The sequence below is a fragment of the Mycetocola saprophilus genome (assembly GCF_000718085.1).
GTDB lineage: Bacteria > Actinomycetota > Actinomycetes > Actinomycetales > Microbacteriaceae > Mycetocola > Mycetocola saprophilus.
The window spans coordinates 216,981-229,508 of sequence record NZ_JOEC01000001.1 but is presented as its reverse complement, the minus strand read 5'-3'; the positions used below and the strand labels follow the sequence as shown (position 1 = coordinate 229,508).

The 12,528-nt window shown below is 66.0% G+C and carries 14 protein-coding genes; 5 read left to right on the top strand and 9 right to left on the bottom strand.

Annotated elements, in window-relative coordinates; translation table 11 throughout:
* Positions 1-14: 14 nt before the first annotated feature.
* Positions 15-1,025: an aldo/keto reductase gene (locus IE92_RS0101015; protein WP_245601192.1), complete on the bottom strand. Its 1,011-nt coding sequence runs from the start codon at positions 1,023-1,025 to the stop codon at positions 15-17.
* Between the two features lie 236 nt (positions 1,026-1,261).
* Positions 1,262-1,753 (bottom strand): MarR family winged helix-turn-helix transcriptional regulator, encoded by a 492-nt coding sequence (locus IE92_RS0101010; protein ID WP_043321262.1) that lies wholly within the window; start codon positions 1,751-1,753, stop codon positions 1,262-1,264.
* A gap of 112 nt (positions 1,754-1,865) precedes the next feature.
* Between IE92_RS0101010 and IE92_RS0101005 the strand changes: the two genes are divergently transcribed.
* Positions 1,866-2,234, top strand: a complete 369-nt coding sequence (locus IE92_RS0101005; protein ID WP_030143017.1) for a DoxX family protein — start codon at positions 1,866-1,868, stop codon at positions 2,232-2,234.
* Between the two features lie 175 nt (positions 2,235-2,409).
* Positions 2,410-3,576 carry a globin domain-containing protein gene (locus IE92_RS0101000; protein WP_030143016.1) on the top strand — a complete coding sequence of 389 codons (1,167 nt, stop codon included), beginning with the start codon at positions 2,410-2,412 and terminating at the stop codon, positions 3,574-3,576.
* Positions 3,577-3,622: 46 nt separating this feature from the next.
* On the opposite strand, the gene IE92_RS0100995 is transcribed toward IE92_RS0101000, so the two are convergent.
* Positions 3,623-4,612: an aldo/keto reductase gene (locus tag IE92_RS0100995; RefSeq protein ID WP_030143015.1), complete on the bottom strand. Its 990-nt coding sequence runs from the start codon at positions 4,610-4,612 to the stop codon at positions 3,623-3,625.
* Positions 4,609-4,992 carry a MerR family transcriptional regulator gene (locus IE92_RS0100990; protein ID WP_030143014.1) on the bottom strand — a complete coding sequence of 128 codons (384 nt, stop codon included), beginning with the start codon at positions 4,990-4,992 and terminating at the stop codon, positions 4,609-4,611. Before IE92_RS0100990 ends, IE92_RS0100995 begins: the two co-directional genes overlap by 4 nt.
* A 138-nt stretch (positions 4,993-5,130) precedes the next feature.
* Here IE92_RS0100990 and IE92_RS19125 point away from each other — a divergent pair, with 138 nt between their 5' ends.
* A complete protein-coding gene (locus IE92_RS19125) occupies positions 5,131-5,685 on the top strand; it encodes a matrixin family metalloprotease (RefSeq protein WP_081863776.1) in 555 nt (184 codons plus the stop codon).
* A 43-nt stretch (positions 5,686-5,728) separates the two neighbouring features.
* Positions 5,729-6,283 carry a hypothetical protein gene (locus IE92_RS0100985; RefSeq protein WP_030143013.1) on the top strand — a complete coding sequence of 185 codons (555 nt, stop codon included), beginning with the start codon at positions 5,729-5,731 and terminating at the stop codon, positions 6,281-6,283.
* 65 nt (positions 6,284-6,348) lie between these two features.
* On the opposite strand, the gene IE92_RS0100980 is transcribed toward IE92_RS0100985, so the two are convergent.
* The 5 genes from IE92_RS0100980 to rpsO form a co-directional block, all read right to left on the bottom strand.
* Positions 6,349-8,610, bottom strand: coding sequence for a polyribonucleotide nucleotidyltransferase (locus IE92_RS0100980; RefSeq protein ID WP_030143012.1), 2,262 nt, complete (start codon positions 8,608-8,610; stop codon positions 6,349-6,351).
* A 296-nt stretch (positions 8,611-8,906) separates the two neighbouring features.
* Positions 8,907-9,176, bottom strand: a complete 270-nt coding sequence (locus tag IE92_RS0100975) for a hypothetical protein (RefSeq protein WP_156027348.1) — start codon at positions 9,174-9,176, stop codon at positions 8,907-8,909.
* Between the two features lie 138 nt (positions 9,177-9,314).
* Positions 9,315-10,382 carry an FUSC family protein gene (locus IE92_RS0100970; RefSeq protein ID WP_030143010.1) on the bottom strand — a complete coding sequence of 356 codons (1,068 nt, stop codon included), beginning with the start codon at positions 10,380-10,382 and terminating at the stop codon, positions 9,315-9,317.
* A 134-nt stretch (positions 10,383-10,516) separates the two neighbouring features.
* Positions 10,517-11,152, bottom strand: a complete 636-nt coding sequence (locus tag IE92_RS0100965; RefSeq protein ID WP_030143009.1) for a hypothetical protein — start codon at positions 11,150-11,152, stop codon at positions 10,517-10,519.
* Positions 11,153-11,266: 114 nt separating this feature from the next.
* Positions 11,267-11,536: a 30S ribosomal protein S15 gene (gene rpsO / locus IE92_RS0100960; protein WP_030143008.1), complete on the bottom strand. Its 270-nt coding sequence runs from the start codon at positions 11,534-11,536 to the stop codon at positions 11,267-11,269.
* Between the two features lie 159 nt (positions 11,537-11,695).
* Between rpsO and IE92_RS0100955 the strand changes: the two genes are divergently transcribed.
* Positions 11,696-12,466 carry an IclR family transcriptional regulator gene (locus IE92_RS0100955; RefSeq protein WP_030143007.1) on the top strand — a complete coding sequence of 257 codons (771 nt, stop codon included), beginning with the start codon at positions 11,696-11,698 and terminating at the stop codon, positions 12,464-12,466.
* The last annotated feature ends 62 nt before the right edge of the window (positions 12,467-12,528 follow it).

Here is a 12,528-nt window from a genome sequence, read left to right as displayed (position 1 = left end):
GCGGACCATCGCGACTAGGAGTGCCACACTTTTTCCAGTTCGGCGCTCTGCGCACGGGTCAGCGAAATGGCCGGTGCGGCCATCAGCGCGTCCACCTGCTCGGGGTCATTCGCGCTCACCACCGGGGCGGTGATGCCGGGGCGCGAGAGCACCCAGGCCAGCGCGATCGTGGTGGGGGTGACCCCCTGCTCCTCGGCCACCCGGTCCAGCACCTGCAGCGCGCGCAGACCCTGACGGTTGACCAGGCTGCTCACCCGGGTTCCGCGTGCGGTGGTGTCCAGCTGCGCCCGCGAACGGTACTTGCCGCTGAGGAAGCCGTTTTCCAGGGTCAGGTAGGGAACCACCGCGAGGTTTTGGCCCCGCGACACCAGTTCCAGGGTTCCCTCGTAGCTGCTGCGGTGCAGCAGCGAGTAGTGGGTGCCCACCGCGGCGATCCGCGGGTAGCCCGAGGCCGCCAGGATGCGCGCCTGAACCAGGCGTTCGGGACGGTAGGCGGATACCGCGAGGTGACGCACCTTGCCGCTCTCGATCAGCCATTCGACGGTCCCGAGGGCGTCCTCGAGTGGAACGGTGGGGTCATCATCGTGGAAGTAGAGGACGTCGATGTAGTCGGTCTGCAGGCGCTCCAGGCTCGCCTCGACCGCGCGCACGATGCTGACCGATCCCAGGCCCGGGTTGTCCGGGTGGCGGCCGATCTTGGTCGCGATGACACTCTGATCGCGGACCCCTCGGCGCGACATCCAGGAGCCGATGATGTGCTCGCTGCGACCGGCCGAGTAGCTGTCCGCAGTGTCCAGGAAGTTTCCGCCGAGCTCGGCGTAGCGATCCAGGATGAGTTCGCAGTCGGCTGTCTGGGCGGTCCACCCAAACACCGAGGTACCCAGCGCAATCGGGTGCACCCGCAGGCCAGTCTGGGCCAGGTCACGTCGCTCGGCGGTGCTGGAGTTTTCAGGCGTACCCACGGGGACGAGTCCGGGCAGGGTGAGCGGGATCGACTCCGATCCAACCGTCATCTGCTTCAGCACCGGCACTCCCCTCGTCATCCGACGCGATGGCGAATTTTGCCGACTTTTCGCCACCTGAGACGTAGTCTATGTCGGGTTTCACCCTCCACCTCACCCCGACGCGAACGTTTTTCGACGAACCGATAACAATTTGGATACGACATGTGATGCGATATCCGTGAGATCCGCTATGACGGGGCCGCGCCCACCTCCGAAAATCCCGCGGCCCGGCACCGAATCTCTCAGGTTTTCAGGGGCTAGCAGCTGCCGGGGCACTCGGCGGGGTCGCCCAGCTCGGGCAGCAGCGCGGCGAGGACCGGGGCCAGCGCGGCATTGAGCGCGGCAACCTGATCGGGGTCGAGATGGTCAAACAGCACTTCGCGCACCCGCTCGACGTGTCCGGGGGCGGCGTCCACGATCTTCGCAAAGCCCGCCTCGGTGAGGGTGGCGATCATTGCCCGGCGGTCGGTGGGGACCCGCTCGCGCACAATCCACCCCTCCTGTTCGAGCCGCCGGGCCGCGTGTGACAGCCGCGAGAGCGACCCATTGGTCACCAGCGCCAGGGTACTCATCGGGAGCCTGCGCTCGGGGGCCTCGGAGAGCATGGCGAGGACGTAGTACTCGTAGCGGGTGAGTTCCACATCCGCGCGCAGCTGGGCATCCACGGTGGCCGGGAGGATCTCGCTGATCGCCTGGAGTCGCTTCCACAGGGCGATTTCTTCGTCATTGAGCCAGCGCGGGGTATCCATGAGTCCACCCTATCGAAATTCCGTGAAGCTTCAATACTTGCGAGTTCAACTATTTATCGCTACGGTGAGGTTCTGCCCGTTTTCAGGGCCCCACTTCCCCAAGGAGACCCCCGTGTTTATTGCCCTGATCATCCTCAACGCCCTGCTGGCCCTGGTCTTCGTCGGTTCCGGTGGCATGAAGGTGGTGTCCCCGATCCCGCGGCTGAGCGAGCGCGGCATGACCTTCGTGGACCGCTACCCCACCGCCTTCACCCGCTTCATCGGCATCGTCGAGGTGCTCGGTGGCATCGGCCTGATCCTGCCGGTGGTGACCGGGGTGGCCCCGATCCTCACCCCGATCGCCGCCGTGGGTCTGGCCATCATCATGATCGGAGCGATCGTGATTCACGTGCGCCACTCGGAGCCGGTCATTCCCGTGGTGGTCCTGACCCTGCTGAGCCTGGCCGGCGCGGTGCTGGGCTTCGTCTACGTCGCGGCCTAGCCTCTCCCCCACACGCCCGTCGATGCCACCTTGCACCGGCGGGCGTTGTGTGTGCCGGGGCGTCCGACAGTGGATGTTCTAAAATCCGCAGCGGCCGCCGCACAGGCGCCGGGCAGGTGAGAGCCTAACCAGTGGCACGGGCCCGTGCCACGCCCGCTCCCGTCTGGACCCACGCATGCTCTCAGCATCTTCCCGCTCCGCCGTTCTCGCCAGTCTTCCGCTGGTCCGTGCCAAGATCGAGCAGATTACGCCGATCTTCTATGAGCGCATGTTTGCCGCGCACCCCGAGTTTCTGGATGGTCTCTTCAACGAAGCCAACCACAAGAGCGGCATCCAGCATTCGGCGTTCGCCCTGGGATTTATCTCGATGGCAGCCCGCATGGCGGAGGAGGAGAACGATGCGGTGGATGCGATGCTCACCCGGATCGCCCACCGCCACACGGCCCTCGGCGTGAGCGCAAGCCAGTACGACATCGTGCACGATCACCTGTTTGAGGCGATGGAGGTGGTGCTGGCCGACGCCTTCACCCCCGAGGTTCGCCGCGCCTGGAACGACGTGTACTGGCTGCTGAGCAACGTCCTGCTTCGCGTCGAGTGTGACCTCTATGATGCCCAGGCGAGCTTTGCACGCTGGACCTTCTGGTGGGTCACCGCCCGCGAGGAGCACGGCGATACGGTGTTTTTGACCTTCGAACCGGTGACCGATACGCCGGTGTCTCCGGCGGTTCCCGGCCAGTATGTGAGTGCTCGGGTCACGACCCCGTCGGGACGCAAGCAGGCTCGTCAGTACACGCTGATTAGCGGCGGCGGCGCCGCCCGACAGATCGCCGTCCGGCGCAGCGAGGGCGGCATGGTGTCTCCGGTCCTTAACGATTCGCTGGCCGTGGGCGACATGCTGGAACTCTCCAATCCCTACGGCAACGTGGTGCTCACCCCGAGCGAGGCCCCGCTGGTCCTGATCACCGCCGGCATCGGGGCAACCCCGGCGGCGGGGATGCTGCGGGCGCTGGTCGAGGCTGGCAGCGACCGTCGCGTTCAGGTGTTCCACGCCGACCGCTCCCCCGCCCACTGGGCGCTACGCGAGCGGATCATCGCCGACGTGCGGGCGCTGCCGAGCGCAACCCTGGAAACCTGGTATCAGGAGGGCGGCGACGCCGCGAGTTTTACCGGCGACATGAACCTCACCCTGATGGCGATTCCCGACGACGCCGACGTGGTGCTCTGCGGCCCGCTCCCCTTCATGCGGTTGGCCCGCGGCCAGCTCATCGACAAGGGCGTCCCCGCCCGCCACATCCACTACGAGATGTTCGGCCCCGACCTCTGGTATCCCGAGCGGGGTTAACGCACGCATCGCCCGTCGAACAGGACGGGCGATGCGTGTTTGGGGCCTAGCGGTTCAGCGAGGACATGTCCGGGTAGCGTGCGCCAACCGGAGCCGCCACCGCGTCGAGGGTGGCGAGCTGGGCCGCGCTCAGCACCAGGGCGTCGGCGGCCACGTTCTGCTCGAGGTTGGCGACCTTGCGGGTGCCGGGGATCGGGGCGATGTGCTCGCCCTGTGCCAGCAGCCACGCGAGCGCAACCTGGCCGGGGGCCGCGTCCAGCTCACGGGCGACCGCATCCACCTGCTCCACGATGCGAATGTTGGCTTCCAGGCTGTCCCCGGCAAAGCGCGGGTTGAAGCGGCGGAAGTCGTTCTCATCCAGCCCATCCAGGGTGCGAATGGTCCCGGTCAGGAAGCCTCGTCCCAGCGGCGAATACGGCACGAATCCGATACCGAGTTCACGCACAACCGGCAGAATCTCGGCCTCGGGATCGCGGGTCCAGAGCGAGTATTCGGTCTGGACAGCGGTGATCGGGTGCACGGCGTGCGCCCGACGGATGGTGTCGGCGGCAGCCTCGGAAAGCCCAATGTGCCGGATCTTGCCCGCCGCCACCAGCTCGGCCAGCGCACCCACGGTGTCCTCGATGGCCACGTTGGGGTCGACGCGGTGCAGGTAGTAGAGGTCCACATAGTCGGTGCCGAGGCGCTGCAGGGATCCGTCGATCGAGCGGTGCACATTTTCGGGGCTGCCATCGAATCGGCGCTCGCCCTCACCGGTGGGCACAATCCCGAACTTGGTGGCGAGGGTGACCTCTTCGCGGCGACCCGCGAGGGCCTTGCCCACCAGCACCTCGTTGGTGTGCGGGCCATAGATTTCGGCGGTGTCAATGAGGGTGACGCCCAGATCTAGCGCACGATGAATCGTGCGGATCGAGGCGGCATCATCCAGGCCCGCGCCCGAGTAAAACGCGGACATGCCCATGCAGCCCAGCCCCAGCCTTCCGACGCTCAGCGCGCCGCCGGGGGTGTTCTCGCTGCCCAGTGTGGTGGTTTTCATAGGTCGGCTACCTTTCGTTCGTATTCGGCGATCTTGTAGGAGATCGCGTCGAGGCTCGCCTGAGTCTCCCTGAGCTTTTCCACCACGTGCTCCCTGTGCTCCTCGAGCAGCGCAAGCCGCTCGGGGTTCGTGACCTCGCCGAGCCGGGCCAGCCGGGTGTACTCGGCGATGGTGGTAATCCCCATTCCGGTGGCACGCAGCCGGGTCACAAACTGGACCCAGATCACGTCACGCTCCCCGTAGCGCCGCCGGCCCGCCTCGTCCCGGCGAACCGGACGCACAAACAGGTCGGCGCGCTCGTAGTAGCGCAGCGTATCAATGGTGACCCCGGAGAGTTCCGCCAGGGCGGAGATCGAGAGGTCGGTGGTAGTGGTGCTCATATCCGTCACGATAGACCCTGGAGTGCACTCCAGGTCAAGCTCGAACCGTATCTGTCCGCCTTTTCCAACTTGCGCTAGTTGCTCGCACACCGGCATTTGCAGTGGAAAGATGATTCACCTATCAGGGGGGGGGTAAATATGCGTCACAGATCACTCATGACATCACTACTGACCGTTGGGTTAGTTATTGGAGGAGGTATTACCGCGATAAGTCCCGCGCAGGCCTACGGATCTCTCGGCTGCCGTTGGGTGAATCCGGCGGTCCAGCTCAACGCACCCGCACCGCTGCTTTCTGCACCAGCCTGGGGCACCGCCGCAAGCACGTGGTCGTGGCTAAATGCGAGTGTGACGGTCTCGTCTTCGGGCTCACCAGATGTCTACGGCACTTACGAATTGTGGGGAAACACCGTTACATGGAGCGGTGTTACTCGAGGCAAAGGCACAGCGGCCTCCTTTCCTCCCTGTAACGGAGGTAACTGGGTGAACGGACAGATGGAGGTCGTTCTCAACTGGTCCTATGTCGGGTCCTATTCCGCGGCTCAACGCCAGGGAGTAGCCGCTCACGAACTCGGCCATGCCCTAGGACTTGCACACAATCCGTCCTCACGGGCAATCCTGATGTATCCGGATGACAGCCGCACGACCAGTGTGCCGGCCAATGATGACAGGGCAGGAATCAATGCTATCTACTAAGAAACCAGGTAATTTCGTTTCGCTTGGACTTGCAAGCGCACTCATGCTCACCGGATGCTCGGCGACCTCCGAGTCGATCCCGATTCCCGAGATTCGAGATCAGGGATCTCGTGCCCGCACGTATTCGAGCCTCGACGATCTTGCCCAGCGTGCGAGTGCCATCGCCGTGATTGAGCCCACAGGGAGCTCCCGCGAGGTGCCTCTGCCTCCGGGATACGGGCAGCCGGACTCCGCACCGACAGTGTTTGACGTGGTGCGCGTGACGAGCGTGGTGTCGGGCACCCTCGGCGGCGACACCATCGAGATCGCGACTCCGGGCACCGATGACAACACCGGTGCCTCGGCGTTGAGTACCGGTGGGCCCTATCTGGTTTTCCTCGCGCCGGCGATGTACAACACCAACGATCCGATCGGTGGGTATGTCGTGGTCGGCGGACCCGCCGGCCTCTTCGCGAATGCCCAAAGGGACACCCAGACACGGTTTCAACGGGTCGATACGCAGAGCCCCGACCTTCCCAAGAAACTCGACCTTAATGATCGGGCCGCGCTCCCCACCATTACCAAGACCGAAGCCGAGCTGCTGGCCGAGGGACCCTAATCCACAAAACACCGCCGCCCGCCCCGAGAACGGGACGGGCGGCGGTGTGGTGTGAAACCTGAGGATTAGTCCTCGGCCGGAGCCTCGGCGGCAGCCTCATCGGCGACCACCGGCGACAGCGACAGCTTGCCGCGGTCGTCGATCTTGGTGATCTCCACCAGGATCTTCTGGCCCACGCCGAGCACGTCTTCGACGTTCTCCACGCGCTTGCCACCGGCAAGCTTGCGTACCTCGGAGATGTGCAGCAGGCCGTCCTTACCGGGCAGCAGCGACACAAACGCACCGAAGGCGGCCAGCTTCACGACGGTTCCGAGGAACTGCTCGCCGATCTCCGGGTTGGTCGGGTTCGCGATGGCGTTGACCTGCGCACGCGCAGCCTCGGCCGACGGACCGTCCACGGCGCCGATGTACACGGTGCCGTCCTCTTCGATCGAGATGTCCGCGCCGGTCTCGTCCTGGATCGCGTTGATCGTCTTGCCCTTGGGGCCGATCAGCTCACCGATCTTGTCCACCGGGATGTTGACGCTGATCACGCGGGGCGCGGTCGGAGCCATCTCGTCGGGGGTGTCGATCGCGGCGTTGATCACGTCGAGGATCTTGGTGCGGGCATCCTTGGCCTGGGCCAGGGCTGCGGTCAGCACCGATGCGGGCAGACCGTCCAGCTTGGTGTCCAGCTGGATGGCGGTGATGAACTCGGAGGTACCGGCGACCTTGAAGTCCATGTCGCCCAGTGCGTCCTCGGCACCCAGAATGTCGGTCAGTGCGGCGTAACGGGTCTGGCCGTCCACCTCATCCGACACGAGGCCCATGGCGATACCGGCCACGGGTGCGCGCAGCGGCACACCGGCGTTCAGCAGCGACAGGGTCGAGGCACAAACCGAACCCATCGAGGTCGAACCATTGGAGCCCAGCGCCTCGGATACCTGACGGATCGCGTAGGGGAACTCCTCGCGGCTCGGCAGCACCGGCACAAGGGCGCGCTCGGCCAGGAAGCCGTGCCCGATCTCGCGACGCTTCGGGCTACCCACGCGACCGGTCTCACCGGTGGAGTAGGGCGGGAAGTTGTAGTGGTGCAGGTAACGCTTGCTCTTGTTCGGGCTCAGCGAGTCGATCTGCTGCTCCATCTTGAGCATGTTCAGCGTGGTGACACCCAGGATCTGGGTCTCGCCGCGCTGGAAGATGGCCGAACCGTGCACGCGCGGGATGACCTGAACCTCGGCGTCGAGCGCGCGGATGTCCGCTGCGCCACGGCCGTCGATACGGACACCGTCACGCAGGATGCGACCGCGGACAACGTCCTTGGTCACGGCCTTGTAGGCGGCGGAGAACTGGTCCAGAACGATCTGCTCGACCTCTTCGGCCTCAACCTTGGCGGCCACGGCTGCCTTGGTGCGGTCCTTGAGCTCGTCGTCGGCGTTCTGACGCTCGGTCTTGTCGGCGATCTGGTAGACCGAGGTCAGCTCCTCGAGAGCCAGCTCGGAAACCAGGGCCTTGCCGGCCTCGGTGTAGGGCAGGAAGACCGGGTAGTCGGCGATTTCCTTGGCAGCCTGGGCGGCCAGCGAAGCCTGAGCCTCAACGAGCTGCTTGATGAACGGCTTGGAAGCCTCAAGACCGGCGGCCACGACGGCCTCGTTCGGCTTGGTAGCACCACCCTTGATCAGGTTCCAGCTGTTCTCGGTAGCCTCGGCCTCCACCATCATGATGGCGACGTCCTGCTTGCCGTTGGCGTCGGTCACAACGCGACCGGCAACGGTCAGGTCGAAGACGGCGTCTTCTACCTGAGCGGCGGTCGGGAAGACGATCCACTGGTCATCCGCGCTGTTGGCACCCGGGATCAGGGCCAGGCGCACACCGGCAATCGGACCCGAGAAGGGCAGACCCGAGATCTGGGTCGAGGCCGAAGCGGCGTTGATGGCCAGGGCGTCGTAGAACTCACCCGGTGCGATCGACAGCACGGTGATCACGATCTGAACCTCGTTGCGCAGACCGGTCACAAACGACGGGCGCAGCGGACGGTCGATCAGACGGCAGACCAGGATGGCCTCGGTCGAGGGGCGACCCTCGCGGCGGAAGAACGAGCCGGGGATCTTGCCGGCTGCATAGCTGCGCTCTTCAACGTCAACGGTCAGCGGGAAGAAGTCGAAGTTATCCTTCGGGTGCTTGCTGGCGCTGGTAGCCGACAGCAGCATGGTTTCCTCGTCGAGGTAGGCGGCAACGGCACCCTGTGCCTGCTGTGCCAGACGTCCGGTTTCGAACCGGACGGTGCGCTTACCGAACTTACCGTTGTCGAGAACGGCCTCGGCAAACTTGATTTCGGGACCCTCCATAGGTCACATCTCCATTCGCGTCTGAGCGCGCGCCGGGCGCGCGCTCGTTGGCCCGCGAAGGTTGGGGCGACGGTACTTGCTCAGACCACGACCTGGGTCTGGCTGATCTCCAGTAGAAAGTCACCCTGCGAACCGTATTATTCGAGAGGAACCTACCACCGAGGACCAGCTTCCTGCCGGCCTATCCCACGCGGAGTTAGTGGCTTCCCGAAGCGGGAGGCCACCTCAACACTACCAGAGGGGGTCGCACAGAGGGAGGGTGTGGCGTGATCGAATCGACCACACGCGGGGGTGGGCTAGGCGCGGTGTGCGGCGCAGTCCAGGGCCGCATCCATGCTGCGTACCCGCTCGATCAGCGCGGGATCCTCGGCCTCGGCGGCCAGCGCGGCGGCGGTATCGATCGCGTGGCGCACCCCGCGACCGGCCGAACGGGCCTCGCAGGCGCAGGCGATATCGATCAGTGCCTCGACCATGGCCGGGGTGTTGGCTTCGGCTTCCGCCCGCTCATACGCGGCGGTGAGCTCCTCCATGCTGCTGGAACGTTCACGACGCTTCCACAGACCCATCCAGGTTCCCTTTCCGGCGAAAACAACAACGGTACACACTAACCCATTTCGCTGGAATCACCCATCCTGGCGTGGCGACGGGGGTTCGCGCTAGGCCGGCTCGACCGGAGCTTCCGTCGAGCGGCGACGGGGTTCGCGCTAGGCCGGCTCGACCGGAGCCTCTGACGAACGGCGCCGAGGACGGGGCACGGTCACCAGCAGCACGCCGGCGGCGATGATCGCACCGATCACCGTGTCCAGCACCCGCTCGAAGGCCACGGCCTCGGCGTTGACGTGCGAGTTTCCGGCGATCAGCAGCGCGAGCGGGGTGATCAGGGTCAGGGCGAGCCCGTAGTGGCGCGAGATGACCAGCTGGGTGACACCCTGGAAGATCCCCAGGATGATCGCCAGCACAAACCCGTGCGGCTGCATCAGCGCGAGCAGCAGGAAAACCCCGGCGCCCAGCAGGGTTCCCAGGACCCGGTGGGTTCCGCGTTCCAGGGTCAGCCGTCGGCTGTGTCCCACGCTGAGGATCGCCATGGCCGTGCACACGATCCAGTAGCCCCGGTGTCCGTCGATTCCAATCCCCACCAGGGTTCCCAGCACCACCGCCACCACCATGCGCACGGTGGCCAGGTAGCTGTTGTCATCAAATCCGAAGCGGCCAAAGATTCCCGCGACCGGGGTACGCACGGGCTGGGCGCGCCGAATCCTCGGCACAATCAGCGGGGCGATCACCACCAGGTAGGCCAGGATCGCCCCGGCGGCAACCAGCGCAATGACCTCCCATCCGGGCAGGCCCGCACCCCCGCTCGTGCGCGGGGCGGCCAGCTGCACGCCGATTCCGGTCACCAGGGTGAACATGAACGCACCGGGGGCACCGACGTTATATCCCGCGGAGAGAATGGAGGAGAGGACTCCCGAAATCAACACCACGATCAGCGCGGTCGCATGCGATCCCGAGCCGAGCACCCCGAGCCCCGCCGAGAGGATCAGTGCGACCACCACAAACGGCAGCGCCCGGACACGGTCCAGGCGCGAGATTCCGCCCCCGTACATCGCCGCGAAGGCGCCGGTTCCGGCGAGCAGTCCCAGCTGGGGTGCACCGAGGGCGGTACCGATGGTGATCGGGAGGAACATCGCGATGCCCGCCTGGACGGCGGCCGGCCAGCGGGGGCCGCCCGGGGCAAATCGCACCAGACTGGAGGCGATTCCGCGCTCGGCCATGCATTCTCTCCCCGTTATATGGTGCGGGTGACATACCCGTAGTACGTTCCAGAGTACAGCGCGACCATTCGCCCCGCGGTACGCGCGGGCGGAAAACGCGCGCGCCGACTCTCCGAGACGCGCGGTGGCGAAGACTAGGCGAGCTCGGCCGGGAGGACCGAGAGATCCAGGTCGACGGTGAGGTTGTGACCCAGGGTGCTCTTGAGAATCTGCGCGGGCACGCTGACATACTCGCCGCGCGCGGCAAGGGGTTCGAGGCGCTCGAGCAGGTCACGGTCCTGCTCGGGGGCGATGAATCCCACCAGATAGACCTTGCCGCCGCCCTCCATCTGCACACCCACGCGCAGGTTGCGGGAGACGCCGCTGGTGATGCCGGGCACCAGGATCGCGGCCGGGAAATCCCCGCGCCACGCCTGCACGGTGGTCAGGGGGCTGCGGAAGAAACGGCTCTCGGGCACCGGGGTGCGCGAGGCGAGGGTGGTGACCTCACCCACGGTATCCGCATCGCGACCCAGGGCGCGCAGGCTCACGTCCCGCAGCGAGGTGAGCGGCTTGCGGGCGGCCTTGGGACCACTCCCCCAGCGCCAGAGCCACACCAGCAGGTAGAGCCCGATCGCGACCAGGACCGCCACGGCGACGATATGCGCGACGCCGTCGACCAGCGGAAGCAGCACCGATCCCGCCACAAAGTACACAAGCAGAACCAGCACCGGATATCCGACCCACTGGGTCAGGGCGCGGCGCGGACGGGGCGTGGTCGGGGTGGTCATACCGGGATCATCCTCTAAATTCTGCGGGGAAAAGACGAGGGGCCGCCGATCATTCCCAGAGGAAGATCGACGGCCCGACGAGAGCGTTGAAAACGCGAAGAACTGTGTCGCGAACTAGCGGCGCAGGCCGAGGCGCTCGATGAGCGAACGGTAGCGGTTGATGTCCACATCCTGCAGGTAACCCAGCAGACGACGACGCTTACCCACCATGAGCAGCAGGCCACGACGCGAGTGGTGGTCGTGCTTGTGCTCCTTGAGGTGCTCGGTCAGATCCTTGATCCGGGCGCTCAGCAGAGCAACCTGGACCTCAGGGGATCCGGTGTCACCGGGCTGAGTCGCGTATTCTTCGATGATCGCCTTCTTGACTTCGTCAGTAATAGCCATAGTGGTGATCCCCTTTCTGTTCGCTGCGCGGTGCCGCACACGGGATGCGTGGGCTCTCTTAATCCGCGGCCGATCTAACGGCAACCTCTCAACTATAACAGCTTCGCGCGTCCCCTCCGAACCAGGCGTGGCGAACCCTCCGGCTGCGATACTGGGGGCATGACTACGCCCACATCCGGTGCCCTGACCCTCGAGCGCGGGCTGGGCCTGCTGCGCCTGGTCGCGCACGGCACGGTTCGCCTGGATGAGCTGGCCGCCGCGAGCGGCCTGAGCCGGTCGGCCGCGCACCGCATGCTGACCTCGCTGGTGAACACCCGTTTTCTCACCCTGAGTTCGGATGGACGCTACCGCCTGGGCGTAGCGCTGCTGGAGCTCGGCAGCCTGGCCGAGCGCGAGATGGATCTCCCCAGCCGCGTCCAGCAGCTCCTGGCCGGGATCGCCGCCGAACTGGGCGATGCGACCCACCTGGGCATCCTGGACGGGACCGACATCCTCTACCTAGCCAAGGCCCGCGGACGCCGCGGCATCGACATGGCCTCGCGTCCCGGCGCGCGCTTTCGCGCCCAGCACACGGCGATGGGAAAGGCCCTGCTCGCCCATGCCGATCCCGCGGTGGCCGCGACCTACTTCGATCCGGCCGAGCGCCGCACCGAGCGCTCCCTCGCCGATGTCGGCGCGTTTAGTGCGGCACTCGGCGCGGTTGCCACCCGCGGGTTTGCGCTGGATGATCAGGAGAACGAGCTGGGCATCACGTGTGTCGCGGTGGCCGTCGCGGACGTGACCGGGGAGTATCGCGCGGCGGTGTCGGTGTCGGCACCGAGCGTGTTTATGACACCCGAGCGGATCGCCGAGGTGGCCGCGGTCCTGAGCGCCGCCGCCCCGGAGATCGGCGCGCACCTCACCCCGGACTTCGCCGAGCACTGGGTCTAGGCCCGGTTCCCACTCGAAACCGGGCACGGGTCGCGCACACCTACCTCGCCGGTCGTCACCCG

Coding starts and splice junctions, on each gene's coding strand:
- IE92_RS19125 (WP_081863776.1), top strand. CDS start 5,131: ATGCGTCACAGATCACTCATGACATCACTACTGACCGTTGGGTTAGTT.
- IE92_RS0100990 (WP_030143014.1), bottom strand. CDS start 4,992: ATGAGCACCACTACCACCGACCTCTCGATCTCCGCCCTGGCGGAACTC.
- IE92_RS0100985 (WP_030143013.1), top strand. CDS start 5,729: ATGCTCACCGGATGCTCGGCGACCTCCGAGTCGATCCCGATTCCCGAG.
- IE92_RS0100995 (WP_030143015.1), bottom strand. CDS start 4,612: ATGAAAACCACCACACTGGGCAGCGAGAACACCCCCGGCGGCGCGCTG.
- IE92_RS0101010 (WP_043321262.1), bottom strand. CDS start 1,753: ATGGATACCCCGCGCTGGCTCAATGACGAAGAAATCGCCCTGTGGAAG.
- IE92_RS0100955 (WP_030143007.1), top strand. CDS start 11,696: ATGACTACGCCCACATCCGGTGCCCTGACCCTCGAGCGCGGGCTGGGC.
- IE92_RS0100970 (WP_030143010.1), bottom strand. CDS start 10,382: ATGGCCGAGCGCGGAATCGCCTCCAGTCTGGTGCGATTTGCCCCGGGC.
- IE92_RS0101000 (WP_030143016.1), top strand. CDS start 2,410: ATGCTCTCAGCATCTTCCCGCTCCGCCGTTCTCGCCAGTCTTCCGCTG.
- IE92_RS0100980 (WP_030143012.1), bottom strand. CDS start 8,610: ATGGAGGGTCCCGAAATCAAGTTTGCCGAGGCCGTTCTCGACAACGGT.
- IE92_RS0100965 (WP_030143009.1), bottom strand. CDS start 11,152: ATGACCACCCCGACCACGCCCCGTCCGCGCCGCGCCCTGACCCAGTGG.
- IE92_RS0100975 (WP_156027348.1), bottom strand. CDS start 9,176: ATGGGTCTGTGGAAGCGTCGTGAACGTTCCAGCAGCATGGAGGAGCTC.
- rpsO (WP_030143008.1), bottom strand. CDS start 11,536: ATGGCTATTACTGACGAAGTCAAGAAGGCGATCATCGAAGAATACGCG.